Genomic DNA, 19,615 nt, shown 5'->3' with positions numbered 1-19,615 from the left:
TCCTTAAAAGTTGGCTTGCTTATTACCGCTTTTATGCATGGCATCTTCACGCGTAATCAAACCACGATTGACTAACGTTTGTAAGCATTGATCTAGCGTTTGCATACCGTGAGCCATACCGGTTTGAATAGCTGAATACATTTGCGCCACTTTATCTTCACGTATTAAGTTACGAATAGCCGGTGTTCCCATCATAATTTCGTGTGCGGCTACACGTCCGCCTCCGACCTTTTTAATGAGTGTTTGTGAAATAACAGCCTGCAATGATTCAGATAGCATAGTCCGTACCATGCCTTTCTCACCTGCGGGGAATACGTCAACAATACGGTCAATGGTTTTTGCCGCTGAAGTAGTATGCAAGGTACCAAACACTAAGTGACCCGTTTCGGCCGCTGTCATGGCTAAGCGAATGGTTTCTAAGTCACGCATCTCACCCACAAGAATAACATCGGGATCTTCACGCAGTGCACTTCTAAGCGCCGCATTAAAACTGTGGGTGTGCTTATGCACTTCACGTTGGTTGACCAAACATTGCTTATTTTGGTGAACGAATTCGATTGGGTCTTCAATGGTCAAAATGTGTTCATGACGATTTTCATTAATGTAATCGACCATTGCCGCTAATGTGGTAGATTTACCAGAGCCTGTTGGTCCTGTCACTAATACTAACCCACGAGGAAAGCTGGAGATTTTTTTAAAAATATCCGGTGCACCTAGCTGCTCGAGAGACAAAATATCTGAAGGAATGGTACGAAATACAGCACCAGCACCACGGGATTGGTTAAATGCGTTAACACGAAAACGTGCTAAGTTAGGCACTTCAAACGAGAAATCTATTTCAAGATGTTCTTCGTAATCTTTACGCTGTTTATCATTCATAATGTCGTACACTAAACTGTGTACACCTTGATGATCTAACGGCGGCAAGTTAATTTTTCTGACTTCACCGTCAACACGGATCATAGGTGAAACACCTGCAGAAAGATGTAGATCTGATGCTTTATGTTTTACACTAAAGGCCAGTAATTCAGTGATTTCCATTATAGAGACGTCCATTTTAACAATATGAATACAACAATAGCAGACAGATTATCAATCGCCCAGAGTAGAATGAATCAAGCGGCGCAAAAATGTTCACGCTCGCCCAGCGAGATAAAGCTGCTTGCGGTGAGTAAAACTAAACCTATTAGCAACATTATAGAAGCTTATCAGGCTGGACAGCGACTTTTTGGCGAAAATTATGTCCAGGAAGGTGAGCAAAAAATTATCGCAATGCAACAGGCGCATCCAGATATTGAATGGCACTTTATTGGACCATTACAATCGAACAAAACTAAAATTGTTGCAGAACACTTTGATTGGATGCATACCCTAAGCCGTGAGAAAACGGCCAAACGGCTGAACGATCAACGCCCTGCGCAAAAAGCACCGCTTCAGGTGTGCATTCAAGTCAATATCAGCCAAGAAGACACCAAATCTGGCATTGATGCGCAAGCGGTTATTGAATTAGCCAAGCAAATAAGCCAAATGCCTAATTTATCACTAAGGGGAGTCATGGCCATTCCGACCGCGACAGATGATGTCAACGTTCAGCAAGCTGAGTTCAGTCAACTTAAGCAAATATATCAGCACTTACAGCAACAATTTGAAGGTATTGATACCCTTTCAATGGGAATGAGTGGCGATTTAGATATGGCCATTGCTAATGGTTCTACCATGGTAAGAATAGGCAGTGCGATATTTGGTGACAGAGCGTAAGCTAGCGCTCGCAGCACGCTGTATTAATGCCTTCTAAATGTTAGTGCATGCAACATTAACAAGCTCAATAACGATAGAAATATGAGCCGTTTCACCTTCAAGTTGTTCTAAAAGTGATAGCTAATGGACACTGCTGCACAGTGGCTAACATTGAAAATGACTTTTTTGCCCTCATATAAACAAACATGATACGTAATCGAATTAAAAGTTGGACAATATAATGACACAAGCGAAAGTATGTTTTATTGGTGCAGGAAATATGACCCGCAGCATTATTAGCGGACTGGTAAAAAACGGTTATCCAAGTGAGTTAGTTCACGCGACTAATCCCAGTCAACCTAAGCTTGATGCACTTAATAGTGACTTTGGTATTCTGGTATCTAACGATAATATCCAGGCTGCAAAAGATGCCGATGTGATTGTACTCAGCGTCAAGCCCCAATTGATGCAACAAGTTTGTGAGTCTATGCAAACTCTCGATTTATCCAATAAGTTAGTCATCACTATTGCTGCAGGCATTCCAGCATCGAGATACCCAGAATACTTTAACCAACCCATTAAACTTATTCGCACTATGCCAAATACGCCAACACAATTAGGTTATGGCATGACAGGCATTTTTGCTGATGAGAGTATTACTGAAGCACATAAAGCCATATGCCAAACCTTGATGGAAAGCGGTGGCAAAGTCATTTGGGTCGAAAAAGAAAGCGAACTTAATCAAGTTATCGCGCTTGCTGGCAGCTCACCAGCTTATTTTTTCTTGTTCATTGAGTCAATGATAGAAACAGGCAAAAGAATGGGTATGGATGAAGCTAAAGCACGGGCATTAGCAGAGCAAGCGGCTCTGGGTGCGGCGCAAATGGTGATTCAGAATCAAGATTTATCTTTAGCAACATTGCGTAATAATGTCACCTCAAAGGGTGGCACAACAGCACAAGCCGTTGAAACCTTTGAAAAAGGTGGTTTACGAGAATTAGTCGATAGCGCAATGAGTAATTGTGTTGCTAAAGCAGAAGAAATGGCAAAAACATTTTAAGTATATAAATTGACTTAAATTACGTGTTTTCGCGGTTTTGAGTGCTAAAATCACTCAAGTTATTTTGACATCATTGGTTAATAAATCAAACCAATGACTATACCCTGAACACTAAAATGGTAAGGCAACATCATGAATGCGATGAGTTTTTTAGTTAGCACCTTGTTTGATTTATATTTAATGGTTGTTATTTTACGTTTTTGGCTACAGCTAGTTAAAGCCGATTTTTACAACCCATTTAGCCAATTTGTAGTAAAAGCGACCCAACCGATTGTCGCGCCAATGCGCAGAGTTATCCCCTCTATAGGTAGCATTGACACTGCATCGTTACTATTAGCTTTAATCGTAGTAATACTAAAAATGTTAGTGCTGACATTCATTGCAGGCGCTGGAATTGATATTGCTACCTTATTACTTTTTTCAGTAGTTTCGGTGCTGAAAAACGCTGGAGTGCTGCTATTTTGGATGCTGCTTATTCGTGCGGTATTAAGCTGGTTTAATCAGGGCTACAACCCTATTGTCATGATAATGTCTCAACTTACCGACCCAATTTTAGCGCCAATTCGTAAAGTGATCCCGGCGATTGGTGGTTTAGATTTATCGGTATTAGTGCTGTTTATTGCGATGAATTTTATCAATATTTTATTTTCCCAATACATTCCATTTTGGGCGATGATTTAACTTAAAACGTATCATATTGAAAGGCAGTCTTTTTAGACTGCCTTTTTCATACTGAAAACTGGCACTAGATTGATGTAAAAATGGCGTTACGCTTATTGCGACACCTAATGCCAGAATTAACCGCGACACATGATATAGCGCTATACTTACAGTTCTGACATACAGCAGTTTTGCGCTGCTTTTAAAAAGGATATTAAAATGTTTAACAAAATACTCCCGTTTGCACTCATCATGAGCCTAATGCTATTAATTGCGCCAGCACAAGCAGAGCAGAAACAACAAGTCGGTAATTTTGACATTCATTATATGGCACTTAACAGCACCTTTATTACCCCCACTATAGCTAAAACCTATGGTATTGAGCGCAGCCGCTATAACGGCATTATCAATATTGCGGTATTAGATACAAGCCAAGGGGGTAATCCAGCGGTTGCGGTTGAAATATCGGGCATTGCTAATAATTTACTTGATGCAAAAATGGAGCTTAATTTTAAAGAAATTCGTGAAGGCGATGCTATTTATTATATTGCCCAGGTCCCCTATCGTGACGACCAGGAAATTAACTTTTCGATTGCCATTAAACACGCTAAAAAATTAAATACCTCGCTAAAATTTAAGCAAAAGTTTTATGTTGATTGATTAGAATACAGACTAATAAGCCCATATTGGGTTAGCTAAACTTACACTGGTTAACTTAGCGAGCTGATTTATCGCCTTCTTTTACTGCTAGCTTGGGGTATAATGCCGATCATTTCAGATGACAAAATAAGGCAGTTTCATGCAAGCACCCATTTCACAACTAATTGTGTTAGCCAGCGGCAATAAAGGCAAACTTAACGAGTTTGATCAAATGCTGGCTCAATTCAATATTCAAGTGCTTGCCCAAAGCCAATTTGATGTCCCTGAAGTCGCCGAAACCGGTACTACATTTGTTGAAAACGCCATCATTAAGGCTCGTCATGCTGCTGAAATCACGGGTAAACCCGCTATAGCAGATGATTCAGGTATCGAAGTTGACGCATTAGACGGCCAACCAGGTATCTATTCGGCACGTTATTCAGGCCAAGACGCGACAGAAGTCAGCAACTATCAAAAGTTACTTACAGAAATGAAGTCACATCAAAATCGTGCAGCTCGCTTTCAATGCGTATTAGTGTATATGCGTCATGCCAAAGACCCGACGCCAATTATTTGCCAAGCTGCGTGGGAAGGCACTATTAATTTAGTCCCCCAAGGTGAGCAAGGCCACGGCTACGACCCTATTTTTATTCCACACGGATTTGATAAAACCTCCGCTGAACTAACCAGTGATGAAAAGAATGCCCATAGTCATCGTGGTAAGGCATTAGCCATGTTAGTCGCAGCCATGAAGGCCAAAGGAATTATTCAGGGCTAATAGTAAGTTGAATATTCATTTTTAAAAGCTACCGTTAAGCGAAAAGTGTCATTATACCCATTTAAATAGGCTAACCATCGATGTTGTCATTACCACCACTTAGTTTGTACATCCATATTCCGTGGTGCGTGCAAAAATGCCCTTATTGCGACTTTAACTCCCATGGACAAAATGGCGAATTACCACAGCAACAATATGTCGACGCGTTATTGGCAGATCTTAAAAATGATCTGAGTTATGTTCAACAAAGACCTATTCACACCATCTTTATTGGTGGTGGCACGCCTTCATTATTTGACGCTAGCCAAATACAACGTTTACTCGAAGGGGTTGAAGCCATGATCCCATTCGAAACAGACATTGAAATTACCATGGAAGCCAACCCTGGCACGCTTGAACATGACGATTTTGCCGCATACCGCGCCGCAGGCGTGACGCGTTTATCTATTGGAGTGCAAAGCTTCTCTAAAGAAAAGCTTAATCTATTGGGGCGTATACACGATCAAGATGAAGCAAAAACAGCAGCAGAGAAAGCCAAGCAAGCCAATTACTTAAGTTTCAACTTGGACTTAATGCACGGTCTGCCTAATCAAAGCTTTGATGAAGCCATGCATGATATTGATACCGCTGGCGCTTTAATGCCGCCGCATCTGTCTTGGTATCAGCTTACCATTGAGCCCAATACTTTGTTTCACTCTAAACCACCACAATTACCTGATGATGAGAAATTGTGGCATATCTACGAGCAAGGACAAAAAAATTAGCTGCACTAGGTTATGAGCAATACGAAATATCAGCCTACGCAAAACCTGGTTTTCAGTGTCGACATAATCTTAACTATTGGAAATTTGGTGACTACTTAGGTATTGGTTGTGGCGCCCACGGAAAAATTACTCTACCAGATACGGACAGCATTATTCGCACAGTCAAAGTTAAGCACCCTAAGGGCTACTTGGCGGCGAGTGATTACACCTCAGAAACCACAGAGGTCATAACCGAAGATAGAGCTTTAGAGTATTTAATGAATCGCTTACGTTTGATGACGCCCATTCCTAAAGCAGAATTTGAAGCGCGAACAGGTCAAAGCGCGACAGTTGTAAAAGAAGGTATGGCTAAATCAATTCATCGAGGCTTGTTAACTGAAACCGACACCCATTGGCAGCTTACTTCAAAAGGTCATATGTTTGTCAACGATCTTCTATCACAGTTTATTTAACTGTAATAAAAGGGTTAATTAAAGCAAGGCAACAAATAAGCTTTATATAACATATCAGTCTGGTGCTTACTAGTCGCACCAGACTGTAACTAATTTGAGTGTCTTTCAGGTTATTTTCACAATATCGAAACACTTACTAACACTTCAATTTACACTTTTACCTCCAGCTTTATTAGGATAGCGTTTTTAAAAATAAGATTGGAATGCCCGCAATGCTGATAAAAACTAAAACAACGTTACTTGCGTTGACTCTTTCTAGCCTTTTAAGCGGTAATATTTACGCTCACTCACATTCAATGCCTGCTGATAGTGCTCAAGAAAGTGTTACAAAAGTCAGTTCAACACAGACTGAATCTCAAAAAGCTAATGCATTGTTTGATGAGTTATTTATGCAAAGCATTATGGCTAATCCTATCAATCAAACCTATTTAGGCATAAAGCAAGATTATGATAAATGGGGTGATATTTCAGATGCCGGTGCAGATAAAAATCTTGCACTCGCCAAAGCACAATTGGCTCAATTACTGACATTAGATGTCAGCAAGCTTGATCAACAAACAACCTTAAGTTTTGAGCTATTTAAAGCAAGCTTAGAGCAAGCTATTGCTGATGATAAATGGCGTTACCATACTTATCCGGTTAACCAGATGTATGGTATGCATTCAATGATTGCCTCATTTTTAATTAACCAACATCAAATTACTGATCTAAGCGACGCTAAGGCTTATATCAGCCGTTTAGAAGGCGTAAAGCCTCTGCTGGCTCAACTTGAAGTTGAATTAACCATACGTGCTGATAAAAACATTATTGCCCCTAAATTCGTATTTCCTTACGTAATATCAGACAGCCAGAATATTATTACCGGTGCACCTTTTGATTCAACGGGAGAAGACAGCGCGTTATGGGCAGATTTTAATCGTAAAGTCGCAAAATTATCAATTACTGGATCAGAAAAAGAATCGTTACTTGCTGATGCAAAGTCAGCTTTAATAGACAGTGTAAAACCAGGTTATGAAAGCCTGCTAAGTTACCTGGTTAAATTAGAGAAAAAGGCAGATAACCGAGATGGTGCCTGGAAGTTCCCTGATGGTGAGACTTACTTTAATAATGCCTTAGCTCGTACAACGACTACCGATATGACTTCGGATCAAATCCATGAATTAGGGTTAAGTGAAGTCGCGCGCATTCAAGATGAAATGCGTATTATTATGAAAAAAGTCGGCTTTGAAGGTAATCTGCAAGCGTTCTTCGCCTTCATGCGAGATGACAAGCAATTCTACTACCCAGACACACAAGCGGGTCGTGATGCCTACATTACTGATGCGAAAGCGATGATTGATAATATGGAGTCTCGAATAGATGAAGTATTCAAAATCAAACCTAAAGCAAGTTTGAGTGTACGCCCGGTAGAAGCATTCCGTGAAAAGTCGGCCGGAAAAGCCTTTTATGATCAACCAGCACCAGATGGTTCACGACCTGGTATTTACTACGCTAATCTTTATGACATGAGCGCTATGCCTAAATACCAAATGGAGGCACTGGCTTACCATGAAGGTATTCCTGGTCATCATATGCAAATTGCCATAGCACAAGAATTAGAAGGTATTCCGCAATTCCGTAAGTATGGTCGTTACACTGCCTATAGCGAAGGTTGGGGTTTATATACTGAATACTTCCCAAAAGAAATGGGCTTATATGCTGATCCTTATTCAGACTTTGGCCGCTTAGCCATGGAATTATGGCGTGCCTGCCGCTTAGTGGTAGATACAGGTATCCACACTAAAAAGTGGACCCGTGAACAAGGTATTGCTTACTACGTTGAAAACACGCCCAATGCAGAGTCTGATGCCATAAAAATGGTTGAACGTCATGTCGTTATGCCTTCACAGGCCACAGCTTATAAAGTGGGGATGATTAAAATCCTTGAGCTACGTGAACACGCCAAGAAACAATTAGGCGACAAGTTCGACATTCGCGACTTTCACACACTCGTTTTACAATATGGACCGTTACCATTAGATGTACTGGAAACTAAAGTGAACCGCTGGGTTAAATCGATTAAGTAACGACGTTACAATAAGATGAGTTTTGAAAATAAAGCAGCGACCATGGGTTGTTGCTTTTTTTATACAAAAAAATAACCCCAGACAAAGTCTGGGGTAAACCAATAAAACTAGGATGATGGTTTCAAAGCTAACATTGTTTTAATTATAAACTGCTGCCAGCCGTGACTCAAAATTTGCGAAGTGGCTGATTTGTACACGCTAATGAAAAGGGGTCATTTCTCAAAATCGTATTTATTCAAATCATTTCGAATCAACTGACATCTATTGTATTCAAATAAGAACAGACTGCAACACCCCCATGGTAAGCAGCGGTTAAACCATTGATTTACCAATTTAGCTTTTACTGCATAACAATCAGCTTAAGCTTTTGATAAAAAACACAAATAAAAAAGCCATTCTGGGCTGCATGGCTTTATTCTATTTTAAGAACAATGTTTTCAAAATTACTTACGTAATTTATACAAATGTTCGAATTTAACGTCCCAATATGGCGATGTACCAATATGGCCTTTAATGAAGTCAATAAAGGCACTAACTTTAGGAGCTAAGTGCTTACGTCTTGGATACACGGCTTGCAAAGGTAAATTGTTGGTCAATTGCCAATCTGTCAGTAAAGGAACTAATGTGCCTTTCTCGATTTCATCTTCCATCAGATAACTGGCAAGATAGGCTATACCTAACCCACTAACGGCTGCTGATTTTAAAGCCGGTGCATTATCAACGCGGAAATTACCTGATACACCAATCTCACAATAATCGTCACCTCGCTTGAACTGCCACATGCTGTGTTCATGCCATTCACCTTGGTAAACTAAGCAATTGTGTTCAACAAGCTGTTCAGGGCGCGATATGTTACCGTGCTTAGCCACATACTCAGGCGATGCTGCTAATAAGAACTGGCACTTCATTAATGGACGAGCCACCATGCCTAAAGGAAGTTGCTCAGACATCGTTAGCAACAAATCTAAGCCTTCACTAACAACATCAACCTTATGGTCCAACAAACTTACCTGCAACTCTAGATCAGGATGTTTAGCCATAAACGCTGGTAGTGCAGGGATAAGATGCATGGTACCAAATGATTGTGAAATTCCCACTTTAAGTACACCACGTGTTGCATCATTCAAATTATGCACACTGGAAACCGCTTGTTCAGCATCGCGCAGCAGCTCTTCACCTTGTAAATAAAGTAAATTACCCGCTTCAGTTAAACTTAAACTACGAGTTGTTCGCTGAATAAGCTGCACGCCTAATTTATGTTCTAAATCAGCTACCTGCGTACTTACTTTAGATTTGGATATTCCAAGGCGTCTTGCAGCAGCACTAAAACTACCTGCACGAGCAACATGGGTAAAAATGGCAATTGGTTCTAACAGTTCTAACATGAAAGTCGCCTTAAGCTGTTACGACATTGAAAACGATTTTCGGCAATTTCTTTACTCACTTTATCTTCCATGAATGTCATATCAATGGAAGCCGTTGGCTTAAATAGCATTATTAAACATTAAATAAATCCAATAGGTTGTAAAGTTACGCCAATTATCCGAAAAACTAGCAAAAATTTAAATAGAGTGCATTTTTCTTATAATTTTTATGAGTATAACAAAAAACTATATCATTGCTCTATATTTATAATTGAGAATTTTTTTATCAGAACAAACTTGCAAGTTTACTTGAAGAGGTGCTGCAGGAAGGTACATAACGGATATAAAAAGCCCCCTGCCAAATAAGCACTAGTAGGGGGAAAGTCAGGTGACATACATAAGACATTGAAACCAATGATTTACAAAGTCTTCCTCAAGTTAACGCACTTGAGTCGCGTAAAATTAATCGGGTAAGGGAGGTAGAAAAGATTATTCAGATAAAGGCTGCGCCTCTAAACTGGCTAGTTTGTAAGGTGCCAATTGTGGAATATCTTTTCTAAGTTGATTTTCTAGTACCATCAACTTTTCAAAATCGCCGCAGACTTTGTCAGCTCGGCCTTCTAAAGCCTCAGATTGTGATTCCATTTGTAATTCAATATCTTTACCTACATTTTCCATTTTAGTCGCAAAAGCATTCATTTTCTGTTCGAATGATCCACCTTCTGAAGACATGATCTGGCTTCCCATGCTCATCATCAAACTTCCAATTGAGTTTGAGACAATGTTTTCCATTTCTTGCTCAAACTCATCATTAAAGGTTTCTTCTAAAGACGATTCTGTTGAACCAATGAAAAACATATCACCCTGCTGATAAGCCATAGTATCTACACGTTGCTCAATACCATCCATCAATTTATCGATTTGGCTACCGGCTGCGTCACCAAGCAACGGAGTCAGCGCCATTGTAACTGCCTGGGTTGCCAAGGTAACAACTTCACCAACTAGATCTATCACCTCAGGCACCTGACGAGAGACTTCATCAGAGTATTGAGTTAATGTTTTTTGCTGAGCAGCCGTTAATTTTACCGGTTTTCCTTCCACGAATAACTGACCAACTTCAACACGGTATTTTTCTAATCCCTTTTCACTGACCTTAACGGATTTAGGCTCAACAGTTACGTCGTAGTGCAAGGTGACATTACAGCTTTGATCGTTCAAAGACATTTTAGCCATTGCAGGGGTGAACGCGCCGGCAGTAAAAATCAGTCCAGAAAATATAAGGCCCGTTAGTAATTTCTGGCTATTAAGCGTGCTTTTAGTGACTTGATTATGTTGAGTCATTTAATAAATCCTTTTGCTATACGGGAATCACAATTGACTAAGAAGAAGCAGTCAATCAACAATTATTGATAAGTTACTAATGACATAGCATGTTGTGTGCCAAAATTAACAAGCCGCTTTATTTCAGTTACTTAAAACAAAATTAAAGATGACATTAACCGAATAACTTAATTGCATTAGCCAAAAAAACTAAAACTTAGTTAAATTAATCATTTTTATCTAGATTGAAATATGTTTAAAAGATCGAGCGACCTAATTTTTGACAAAGATGTTCTAACATTGCGGTTCCGGCCAATGAATTGCCATTACCGTCTAATTCTGGAGACCAAACACAAACAGACATATCACCAGGGATCACGGCAATAATACCGCCACCGACTCCACTTTTACCAGGCATACCTACCCGATAGGCAAATTCTCCCGCACCATCATATAAACCCGAGGTTGCTAACAGTGCATTGAGTTGCCTTGTTTGTATAGGCGTTATCCATTGTTCACCTGACAAGGTTTTACCGCGATTAGCCAGGTAAAGCATCGACTTAGATAAGTCAGCACAATTCATTTTTAAGGCACAGTAATGAAAGTAGTTTTTAAGTACATTTTCAACTACGCCGTTAAAATTACCAAACGATTTCATTAAGTAAGCAATCGCTGCATTACGCGCACTAAAAGCAAATTCAGAATCAGCTACTACTTTGTCGTAACTTATAGTTGGATTCATACTCAGCTTACGCACCACTTCTAACATTTGATGTTTTGGTGCACTGCTTCTGGTTTGTAACAAATCAGCAATGACTAACGCGCCAGCATTAATAAATGGATTACGCGGTTTACCCCGCTCTAATTCAACTTGAACTAGTGAGTTAAAAGAATGCCCTGACGGTTCTTTGCCTACTCGGCTCCATATTTCATCTTCACGATAAAGATTGAGCGCGAGGGTGAGACTAAATACTTTTGAAATAGATTGGATAGAGAAGGGTTCAAGATAGTCTCCAGCTCCAATTGTTTGACCATCAACTGTGGTTACAGCAATTGCAAGTTTAGTACTATCAATATTGGCTAATGCCGGTATGTAATTGGCTACTTTGCCTTTACCTAAAAGCGGCCGAACACTGTCGACCGCCTCTTGTAATAATGCTTGGTTTAGCAATTAACCCCACCAAATATCATATAAGGTTGTAGCTTCTACATCTTTTACTGGTTTGCTTTTCCAAAAATCAGTAATCACTGCAATGTCTTCATCGGTACATTTACCAATGTGTTGAGTCGCAATAATACCTTGCCATTCTTTATGTCCGCCGCCATGGAAACCTAATTGGCGTGGCTCGATCACTTCATGAATAAATTGATCGATTAAGCTATCAATATCTTGCTCTGACACAGACTCTTCAAACGTCCATTGGATGTCAAAACCAAACTCTTGGAACTCATCAACTCGTAATTTCTTACGTAAACGACGGCTACGATTTGTTGCCATGATACTGTCTCCTAATTTAGACGTTATTAACTAATACGTTCGAACATAATATCCCAAACACCATGGCCTAAGCGATGACCCCGTGCTTCAAATTTTGTTAATGGACGATAATCTGGTCTTTCAACCACTGTGCCAGTGGCTGATTGGTTTTTATAACCTTCAGCAACTTGCATTACTTCAAGCATATACTCGCTGTAATTTTCCCAGTCGGTCGCCATATGAAATACGCCACCAATTTTAAGTTTACGGCGTATTAGCTGCGCAAATTCAGGCTGCACTATACGACGTTTATTATGACGTTTTTTGTGCCAAGGATCCGGGAAGAATAACTGCACACGTGATAATGAACCATCTGCAATACTGTGTTCTAACACTTCCATTGCATCGTGATGATATACGCGTAAATTAGTCACTTGCGCTTCACCCGCATCGCCTAAACATGCGCCAACACCTGGTTTATGTACTTCAATGCCTATGTAGTTAAGCTCAGGAGCAGCTTTAGCCATTTGTACTAAAGAGCCTCCCATACCGAAACCGATCTCTAATACGGTATCAGCTTCACGGCCAAATACTTGGCTGAGATTTAATGCTTCAGGACTGTAATCAAGCCCCATAGCTGGCCAATGTGATTCAATAGCTTGTGACTGACCTTTAGTTAAACGGCCTTCACGTAATACAAAGCTTCTGATTTTACGAAGGTACTTACCTTCCTCATTAAATTCAGCTGTGGTAACGTCGCTCATTTTTGCCTCTTTATTACAATGGTGCAATTTCCAACGAAACGGCCCGGATCATAATAGTTAATCTTAAATTTTTTATTTCAGCGGCACAGTATACCTAATCTACTAACAATTGTTTATATAAACCTTGTTTGATTATAGGCGTATCGCTACACTGCCCGCATGAAAATAGCAGCCACTTTCGCTGAGCGTATTATCGCTTGGTATGATGTTCACGGTCGTAAAAAATTACCGTGGCAGATCAATAAAACCCCATATAGAGTATGGGTTTCAGAGATAATGTTACAACAAACCCAAGTTGCAACAGTGATCCCCTATTACGAAAAATTTATGGCAAGGTTTCCTACCGTTGTCGATTTAGCAAATGCGCCACAGGATGAAGTGCTTCATCTTTGGACTGGCCTTGGCTATTACGCCAGAGCCCGTAACCTGCATAAAGCCGCTATTCATGTTCGCGATGTGTTTAAGGGTGAATTTCCCATTGAATTTGAACAAGTGCTAGCATTATCGGGCATTGGCCGTTCAACCGCTGGAGCCATTTTGTCATTGTCACTTGGCCAGCACCACCCTATTTTAGACGGTAATGTTAAACGCGTATTGGCTCGACATGGTGCTGTTGAAGGATGGCCCGGACAAAAGGCCGTTGAACAAGCCCTGTGGCAGTTAACGGAACAGTTAACCCCAAGTGATGATGTGCAAAAGTACAATCAAGCTATGATGGATTTAGGCGCTAGCATTTGTAGCAGAAGCAAACCTCAATGCGCATCTTGTCCAGTAGCCATTGATTGTATTGCTCAACTTAGTGGCAAACAAAGCCTATATCCGGGTAAAAAGCCTAAAAAGACGATCCCAACTAAACAAGCTTGGATGCTGGTCATGCTTCATCAAGGCCAAGTACAATTAGTACAACGTCCACCTACTGGCATTTGGGGCGGATTGTGGTGTTTTCCACAATTTGATGACCAAGCATCAATAGAGCAGTATTTAGCGTTACAGTCGCTGCAAAAATCTACCATTGACTTAGTCGGTTTTCGGCATACATTTAGTCATTTTCATTTAGATATTCAGCCTATTATGGTTGAAGTGTCTACTCAAAATGACGTTAGAGTCACACAGGAATTTACTGGGGTGATGGAACAAAGTCCACCACTCTGGTATAACATCAAGCATCCAGCCAAAGTCGGATTAGCCGCCGCAACAGAAAAGATTCTTGCCAATCTTGGTGCGGTGTTAAATCAACAGTCTGATTCTGTCGCTTCCCCCGTTCACGTTAAGGAGTAAACATGGCTCGCACGGTAAATTGCGTTCATTTAAACAAGTCAGCTGATGGCTTAGACTTTCAACTTTATCCAGGCGATCTGGGTAAACGTATCTTTGATAATATTGGCAAAGAAGCGTGGGGTTTGTGGCAGAAAAAACAAACCATGTTGATCAATGAGAAAAAACTTAGCATGATGAATGTTGAGGACCGTAAGTTTCTTGAAGAGCAAATGGTTAACTTCTTATTTGAAGGCAAAGACGTTGAAATCGAAGGCTATGTGCCACCAGCCGAAGATTAATTCAATTCCTTCTGCTTTTGATTAAAGGATAAGTTATTTACTTATCCTTTTTTATTGATGCTATTCCGGCTAGAAACCTCCTTCATCTATGTAACCTTAAACGTGCCTGTATCAACAAAGAGCTCACAACCCATTCCCTAGCGTTAAATATAATGACTGATATTTATCATCACTTGATATCTGCAGTAGTTTAATTGCTCAAATAAAAACGGCCTGTAATCTAGATTACAGGCCGTTTCTGATACTAAAGCAGCCAAACTATTACAGATTAGCCGTTATATCTTAATTATGACTTTATTACTTCTTGATCCCTTCAACAACTAATTCAAGCTCGACATTGGCAGATGCAGGGCCAAGATCCATTTTTATACCGTAATCTTTCATTTTAAAGCTGGTTGTTCCGGTAAAACCTGCACGGTATCCGCCCCATGGGTCGTCACCTTCGCCAATCATCACCGCATCAATCGCTATAGGCTTAGTCACACCGTTAAAGGTAAAATCGCCATTAACAACAAACTTACCCTCGCCTTTATCTTCTACCGACGTTGATTTAAAACTAGCCTGCGGGAATTTATCGGTATTTAAAAAATCAGCGCTACGTAAATGCTTATCACGCTCAGCATGATTTGAGTCAACGCTAGTGGTATTGATGTTTACTTTAATATTACCTTTGCTGACATCTTTACTGTCGAAGCTAAAATCACCAGAAAAATCATTAAAGCGCCCCATCACAAAGCTATAACCTAAGTGGCTAACTTTAAATTGAATAAAAGCATGGGCACCTTGGGTATCGATAACGTAATCAGCTGCATTGGCAGTACTTGTGGCAAACATAGGCGTTAGCATTGCCGTGCTCATTAATGCTGCTATTAGATGTTTTTTCATGTTAATCCTTCCTTTGTATAAATGATTTGGTGATTATTTATGCTTAACCCATAACATACGGGTTAAGGTTGAATCTTTATCAATAAAGTGATGTTTTAACGCACCCACTGCATGAACTATCACCAGAGTAATTAAGCTATATGCAGCATATTGATGGAACAGTCCGGCTAAGTCAGCCTGGTCGGTAAATAGCTCACCGACACCGGGTAACTCAAACCAGTTAAATACCCATATTCCACGTCCATCAGCGGTCGAAATTAATATTCCTGATACCATAATGGCTATCATCAGGACATAAAGTAATTTATGTGCCAAATGAGCGCCCCTTTTCTCCCAGGTTTTATGGGTTGAAATGGGATTAGGTTTTACGTTTGTTAATCGCCAAAAAACTCTAATGAGGGTTAAAAATAATAATATAACCCCGACACTTTTATGAATATCTGGTGCGGTCTTATACCAACTACTGTAATAGGTTAACTCTACCATCCAAAAACCTAGGCCAAATAACCCTATAACAGCAATAGCGGATAGCCAGTGAACTAAGATATTAAGCAACCCATATCGAGTCGGAGTATTGTTTAACATTAACAGGTCCTTGTTTTTTACTCAGTAACTGCGACTAAAACTAATCTAAACAGTCTACTTACTATTTATTGAAATAAAACCTCTAAAAATTGTTAAAATCATTCTAATAAATAGAACTATTGTAAAAGATTGATATTTACCCGCTAAATAGCAGCTAATAACTCTATCTAAATATTCATTTCAGCTCATGTTTGCCTTAAAAATCCGCAATAGTATTTAAAAAAACACCATCTTGCGCACAAACTAACCGAACGAGTAAAAACTTTTAAAAACCACTTGCACGATAAAAACCATCACTATATTATGTGCGCACTCCAGACGAGACAGGCCTTACTTAGTAAGATTGTTAAGTGTGAAGTAGATAACTAGACACTTAGTTTAGTTGCCCGAATAGCTCAGTCGGTAGAGCAGAGGATTGAAAATCCTCGTGTCCCTGGTTCGATTCCGGGTTCGGGCACCACAATTTAGCCGGCATAGCTCAGTTGGTAGAGCAACTGACTTGTAATCAGTAGGTCCCGAGTTCGACTCTTGGTGCCGGCACCATAAAAAACAAAAAAGCCACTCAATGAGTGGCTTTTTTGCATCTGAATATTAGCGATTTAATTAATCCTTTTATCTCAAGCATAGTCTCAGCCCGCCTTTCACTGCATCCCCCTTTATTTAAAGCATTAAGAATAGAAAGTATCAATAATATAGCAAAACACATCGAACCATCAGCTGATACTCAAACTGCAGCTCTGAATCTTATTAATCGGTTCGTTACTCATTATTTGATGAAATAAAAAAGAGCGCTCATGCGCTCTTTTTATTATTAGCAGGACTTTATAATGAAAAAGCTATTTCCAACTTTTCATTTTATAACCTTTAACTGCGTAGAATAGGATGAACAAGTAACATGGGAACATCACCATATAACCGCCCTGCATACCTAATGAGGTTGCTGAACTAGTTAATCCCCAAAATAGTGGTCCAAAAGCGCCACCGGCAATACCCATAATTAATAAGGCAGAACCCGTACTGGTTAACTTACCCATACCTGACAATGCTAATGGCCATACCGCAGGCCAAACAATAGCATTAGCTAAACCTAAAAAGGCAATCATCAGTAAAGTATCAGGAAGCTGAGCACCACCAAATGGGACTAATAATACATTGGCAATTGCATAGGACTGACTGTCACCAAATACGATGCCAGCGGTTAACACTAATCCCAAAATAGCACTGAACATTAGTGCGTTAGGCTGTGAAATAAACCGCGGGATACAAATGATACCTAAAGTATAACCGAACACCATACACAGCATGGTATATGAGGTCATTACACCATAATTTTCAACGCCCAGAGTTAATGCAAAGGTACCAATAGTGTCACCAGCAATCACTTCAACGGCAACATAGACAAATAAAGCAACAACACCTAATGCTAAATTAGGATGGGCCAAAGCTTGTTTAATTTGACCTTTTTCAGAACCTTGTTCTTGCTCATCTTTTTCAAGCTCAGGCAGTGGAGATTTCTTGACTGCTATAGCTAAAATACCAATGAATATAGCCATGCCTAAATAAGGATAAATCAAGCTATTAGCCATCTCATCAATTTGAATTTGGCTTAGTTCAGTACCAACACGATCTTTAAAACTGTCTAATATTAGCGCTGTGAATACCATAGGCGCAATCACGCCCGCACCTTTATTCAAAATACCCATCACACTGACGCGAGCAGCCGCTGATTCTTCAGGGCCTAGGCGAACTACATAAGGATTTACCGCGGTTTGCAGTAACGTTTGCCCCGTACCCATAACTAACTGCGCAAGTAAAAACAATACAAAAATTTGCGTTTGCGCAGCAGGAATAAACAATAATCCGGCAAGCATCATGATGCCCATACCCAAAGCCATACCATTCTTATAGCCCACTTTACGGATCACCCAGGCAGAAGGTAATGCGGTGAAGGTTACCGCAATATAAAATGAGAATAATATCAACGAAGCTTGAAAGGGAGTCAGTTGCAAAATTTGTTTAAGATATGGCATCAAAGAGCCATTCAACCATGTGGCAAAGCCAAGAATAAAAAACAGCACTGCGACAATTGCCATAGGGACAAAGCTACTTTTAGATTGTTGTTCTGTTGTTGTCATTTCCATAAACCTGCTCATTATTTTTATTTATAGGGCCTTTGTAGTTTGAATAATCTAGATATGGATTGAGTCACATATAGACTATCTTGTTCGATAATAGAACACTTTAACCACCAAGACAACGCTGTCATTTATAACTAGTAGCAGCTAGACCTGCCTTTAATTTAAATTCGAATAAATATATTACGACGATACATCCACCATAAAATTAACCACTGCACTGTGATAAAACCCACCACACCAACAAGCGGCTGGCTTGCTGAAGGAAATGCTTGAATAACGCCGCCAAACACACTGCGAGTAATGTACTGCCAATCAATTAAACTTGAACCAAGGTAAATAATAATTGCATTGGTCCCTATCACGACAAATACAAATGACCACTTCTGCCATTTCAGCACATCGATAATGGCGTAAAATAACGCTAAAAAGAGTAAACTCCAGCCAGAGGTAACCAATACAAAGCTAGGGGTCCATAAGTCTTTATTGACCGGAATTAGCGGGTTTAGCAACCAGCCTAAAGCTAACAACACCGACCCAGAAAGCGCCATAATCCCAACTTTTGCCCAATCGCCTTTATCATGCGGTCTAACAATAAATTGCCCAACAAACACACCGACTAACGCATTGACGACAGCTGGCAAGGTTGATAACACACCTTCAGGATCGAGTGCCCTATGCTGATAAGCAATACCTGGGCGAAGCAATCCATCAACGTAAGCATTGATGCTGCCATCCATAGTGAAAACACCTGCTTGACCACCGGGAAAAGGCATAAAACATAATAATAATGAGTAGAAAACGAGTATACCTACAGCGGTAAAAATTTGAGTTCGTAATGATGTATGCCAAACTAAAATTGCCGCTAAAAACCAGGCGAATCCAATACGCGCCAATACACTAGAAAACCGAATTTGTTCAGGATCGGTAGGGATACCCGCTCCCCAACCATGGTTGTAAAGTACCCCGAGCGAAATCAACAACGCTAAACGCTTGAGCGCATGTCGATATAAAGGCATTCGTAAATGATAAGGAAGCTTATCTAATCGCTTAGGCGATAAGCCTAGTGCCACACCTGATAAGAAAATAAATAGCGGGAAGATTAAATCATATAGGGTGAAGCCATGCCACTGACTATGTTGCATTTGACCCGCAGCTAACTGCCAACCCGCCCAACCGGTTAATGCAAACATGGCGGCAAATAAGCCTTCGCCACCAATAATCCAAAACATATCAAAGCCACGTAAAGCATCAAGGGACTTTAATCTTGGTTTATCTGGCTTAGTTTGTTCACTATGTATTCTAGTAGCGGGCTTAACAGACATACTTGCCTCTATTGTTATTATTATCGAGAAGCTGAAACTGAAGGGATA

18 protein-coding genes, 2 tRNA genes and 1 pseudogene are annotated in these 19,615 nt (G+C 40.1%); 11 read left to right on the top strand and 10 right to left on the bottom strand.

Annotation, left to right across the window (positions count from 1 at the left end):
• Positions 1–3: 3 nt before the first annotated feature.
• On the bottom strand, positions 4–1,041 hold the full coding sequence (locus ACRWQL_RS15505) for a type IV pilus twitching motility protein PilT (protein WP_434926820.1): 1,038 nt from the start codon (positions 1,039–1,041) through the stop codon (positions 4–6).
• Positions 1,042–1,065: 24 nt separating this feature from the next.
• On the opposite strand from ACRWQL_RS15505, the gene ACRWQL_RS15500 reads away from it, so the two are divergent.
• The 7 genes and pseudogenes from ACRWQL_RS15500 (at position 1,066) to ACRWQL_RS15470 (ending at position 8,156) form a co-directional block, all read left to right on the top strand.
• Positions 1,066–1,758, top strand: coding sequence for a YggS family pyridoxal phosphate-dependent enzyme (locus ACRWQL_RS15500; protein WP_434950882.1), 693 nt, complete (start codon positions 1,066–1,068; stop codon positions 1,756–1,758).
• 220 nt (positions 1,759–1,978) lie between these two features.
• Positions 1,979–2,797 (top strand): pyrroline-5-carboxylate reductase, encoded by an 819-nt coding sequence (gene proC, locus ACRWQL_RS15495; protein WP_434931415.1) that lies wholly within the window; start codon positions 1,979–1,981, stop codon positions 2,795–2,797.
• A 132-nt stretch (positions 2,798–2,929) separates the two neighbouring features.
• On the top strand, positions 2,930–3,478 hold the full coding sequence (locus ACRWQL_RS15490; protein ID WP_434926823.1) for a YggT family protein: 549 nt from the start codon (positions 2,930–2,932) through the stop codon (positions 3,476–3,478).
• Positions 3,479–3,676: 198 nt separating this feature from the next.
• The gene (locus tag ACRWQL_RS15485) at positions 3,677–4,117 is read left to right on the top strand and encodes a DUF4426 domain-containing protein (RefSeq protein ID WP_434950880.1); all 441 of its coding nucleotides are present in this window, start codon (positions 3,677–3,679) and stop codon (positions 4,115–4,117) included.
• 139 nt (positions 4,118–4,256) lie between these two features.
• On the top strand, positions 4,257–4,874 hold the full coding sequence (gene rdgB / locus ACRWQL_RS15480; RefSeq protein ID WP_434950879.1) for an RdgB/HAM1 family non-canonical purine NTP pyrophosphatase: 618 nt from the start codon (positions 4,257–4,259) through the stop codon (positions 4,872–4,874).
• Between the two features lie 80 nt (positions 4,875–4,954).
• Positions 4,955–6,090: pseudogene (hemW, locus tag ACRWQL_RS15475) on the top strand (radical SAM family heme chaperone HemW).
• 212 nt (positions 6,091–6,302) lie between these two features.
• A complete protein-coding gene (locus ACRWQL_RS15470; protein WP_434950877.1) occupies positions 6,303–8,156 on the top strand; it encodes a DUF885 domain-containing protein in 1,854 nt (617 codons plus the stop codon).
• Positions 8,157–8,599: 443 nt separating this feature from the next.
• On the opposite strand, the gene ACRWQL_RS15465 is transcribed toward ACRWQL_RS15470, so the two are convergent.
• The 5 genes from ACRWQL_RS15465 to trmB all read right to left on the bottom strand — a co-directional run bounded on the left by ACRWQL_RS15465 (position 8,600) and on the right by trmB (position 13,081).
• Positions 8,600–9,541, bottom strand: a complete 942-nt coding sequence (locus tag ACRWQL_RS15465) for a LysR family transcriptional regulator (RefSeq protein ID WP_226414080.1) — start codon at positions 9,539–9,541, stop codon at positions 8,600–8,602.
• A gap of 468 nt (positions 9,542–10,009) precedes the next feature.
• A complete protein-coding gene (locus tag ACRWQL_RS15460; RefSeq protein WP_434926827.1) occupies positions 10,010–10,861 on the bottom strand; it encodes a YggN family protein in 852 nt (283 codons plus the stop codon).
• Between the two features lie 235 nt (positions 10,862–11,096).
• Positions 11,097–12,011, bottom strand: coding sequence for a glutaminase B (glsB, locus tag ACRWQL_RS15455; protein ID WP_434926828.1), 915 nt, complete (start codon positions 12,009–12,011; stop codon positions 11,097–11,099).
• On the bottom strand, positions 12,012–12,338 hold the full coding sequence (locus ACRWQL_RS15450; protein ID WP_226414077.1) for a 50S ribosome-binding protein YggL: 327 nt from the start codon (positions 12,336–12,338) through the stop codon (positions 12,012–12,014).
• A gap of 26 nt (positions 12,339–12,364) precedes the next feature.
• Complete coding sequence (trmB, locus tag ACRWQL_RS15445) at positions 12,365–13,081, bottom strand: tRNA (guanosine(46)-N7)-methyltransferase TrmB (RefSeq protein WP_434926829.1); 717 nt, start codon at positions 13,079–13,081, stop codon at positions 12,365–12,367.
• Positions 13,082–13,240: 159 nt separating this feature from the next.
• On the opposite strand from trmB, the gene mutY reads away from it, so the two are divergent.
• Both mutY and ACRWQL_RS15435 read left to right on the top strand, forming a co-directional pair.
• A complete protein-coding gene (gene mutY, locus ACRWQL_RS15440; protein WP_434950876.1) occupies positions 13,241–14,359 on the top strand; it encodes an A/G-specific adenine glycosylase in 1,119 nt (372 codons plus the stop codon).
• Between the two features lie 2 nt (positions 14,360–14,361).
• Entirely contained in the window at positions 14,362–14,637 is a 276-nt protein-coding gene (locus tag ACRWQL_RS15435) for an oxidative damage protection protein (RefSeq protein WP_226414073.1), read from the top strand.
• A gap of 297 nt (positions 14,638–14,934) precedes the next feature.
• Here ACRWQL_RS15435 and ACRWQL_RS15430 read toward each other — a convergent pair whose 3' ends face one another.
• Both ACRWQL_RS15430 and ACRWQL_RS15425 read right to left on the bottom strand, forming a co-directional pair.
• Positions 14,935–15,522, bottom strand: coding sequence for a YceI family protein (locus ACRWQL_RS15430; protein ID WP_434926831.1), 588 nt, complete (start codon positions 15,520–15,522; stop codon positions 14,935–14,937).
• A 33-nt stretch (positions 15,523–15,555) separates the two neighbouring features.
• A complete protein-coding gene (locus ACRWQL_RS15425) occupies positions 15,556–16,107 on the bottom strand; it encodes a cytochrome b (protein ID WP_434950874.1) in 552 nt (183 codons plus the stop codon).
• A 384-nt stretch (positions 16,108–16,491) separates the two neighbouring features.
• Between ACRWQL_RS15425 and ACRWQL_RS15420 the strand changes: the two genes are divergently transcribed.
• Together ACRWQL_RS15420 and ACRWQL_RS15415 are read left to right on the top strand one after the other, a co-directional pair.
• Positions 16,492–16,567: transfer RNA gene (locus ACRWQL_RS15420), tRNA-Phe, on the top strand.
• A gap of 7 nt (positions 16,568–16,574) precedes the next feature.
• Positions 16,575–16,650 (top strand) — tRNA-Thr (locus ACRWQL_RS15415).
• A 293-nt stretch (positions 16,651–16,943) separates the two neighbouring features.
• On the opposite strand, the gene nagP is transcribed toward ACRWQL_RS15415, so the two are convergent.
• Together nagP and nagX are read right to left on the bottom strand one after the other, a co-directional pair.
• The gene (gene nagP, locus ACRWQL_RS15410) at positions 16,944–18,248 is read right to left on the bottom strand and encodes an N-acetylglucosamine MFS transporter NagP (protein ID WP_434950872.1); all 1,305 of its coding nucleotides are present in this window, start codon (positions 18,246–18,248) and stop codon (positions 16,944–16,946) included.
• Between the two features lie 158 nt (positions 18,249–18,406).
• Positions 18,407–19,567, bottom strand: a complete 1,161-nt coding sequence (gene nagX, locus ACRWQL_RS15405) for a transmembrane glucosamine N-acetyltransferase NagX (RefSeq protein ID WP_434950870.1) — start codon at positions 19,565–19,567, stop codon at positions 18,407–18,409.
• Positions 19,568–19,615: the final 48 nt, after the last annotated feature.

The organism is Shewanella sp. HL-SH4 (assembly GCF_051164845.1).
Classification (GTDB): Bacteria; Pseudomonadota; Gammaproteobacteria; order Enterobacterales; family Shewanellaceae; genus Shewanella; species Shewanella glacialimarina.
This window is presented reverse-complemented; position numbering and strand designations above follow the sequence as displayed.

Bases quoted from the DNA above. Each gene is read 5' to 3' on its own strand.
- ACRWQL_RS15505 (WP_434926820.1), bottom strand. From the start codon at position 1,041: ATGGAAATCACTGAATTACTGGCCTTTAGTGTAAAACATAAAGCATCA.
- ACRWQL_RS15500 (WP_434950882.1), top strand. From the start codon at position 1,066: ATGAATACAACAATAGCAGACAGATTATCAATCGCCCAGAGTAGAATG.
- proC (WP_434931415.1), top strand. From the start codon at position 1,979: ATGACACAAGCGAAAGTATGTTTTATTGGTGCAGGAAATATGACCCGC.
- ACRWQL_RS15490 (WP_434926823.1), top strand. From the start codon at position 2,930: ATGAATGCGATGAGTTTTTTAGTTAGCACCTTGTTTGATTTATATTTA.
- ACRWQL_RS15485 (WP_434950880.1), top strand. From the start codon at position 3,677: ATGTTTAACAAAATACTCCCGTTTGCACTCATCATGAGCCTAATGCTA.
- rdgB (WP_434950879.1), top strand. From the start codon at position 4,257: ATGCAAGCACCCATTTCACAACTAATTGTGTTAGCCAGCGGCAATAAA.
- ACRWQL_RS15470 (WP_434950877.1), top strand. From the start codon at position 6,303: ATGCTGATAAAAACTAAAACAACGTTACTTGCGTTGACTCTTTCTAGC.
- ACRWQL_RS15465 (WP_226414080.1), bottom strand. From the start codon at position 9,541: ATGTTAGAACTGTTAGAACCAATTGCCATTTTTACCCATGTTGCTCGT.
- ACRWQL_RS15460 (WP_434926827.1), bottom strand. From the start codon at position 10,861: ATGACTCAACATAATCAAGTCACTAAAAGCACGCTTAATAGCCAGAAA.
- ACRWQL_RS15450 (WP_226414077.1), bottom strand. From the start codon at position 12,338: ATGGCAACAAATCGTAGCCGTCGTTTACGTAAGAAATTACGAGTTGAT.
- trmB (WP_434926829.1), bottom strand. From the start codon at position 13,081: ATGAGCGACGTTACCACAGCTGAATTTAATGAGGAAGGTAAGTACCTT.
- mutY (WP_434950876.1), top strand. From the start codon at position 13,241: ATGAAAATAGCAGCCACTTTCGCTGAGCGTATTATCGCTTGGTATGAT.
- ACRWQL_RS15435 (WP_226414073.1), top strand. From the start codon at position 14,362: ATGGCTCGCACGGTAAATTGCGTTCATTTAAACAAGTCAGCTGATGGC.
- ACRWQL_RS15430 (WP_434926831.1), bottom strand. From the start codon at position 15,522: ATGAAAAAACATCTAATAGCAGCATTAATGAGCACGGCAATGCTAACG.
- ACRWQL_RS15425 (WP_434950874.1), bottom strand. From the start codon at position 16,107: ATGTTAAACAATACTCCGACTCGATATGGGTTGCTTAATATCTTAGTT.
- nagP (WP_434950872.1), bottom strand. From the start codon at position 18,248: ATGGAAATGACAACAACAGAACAACAATCTAAAAGTAGCTTTGTCCCT.
- nagX (WP_434950870.1), bottom strand. From the start codon at position 19,567: ATGTCTGTTAAGCCCGCTACTAGAATACATAGTGAACAAACTAAGCCA.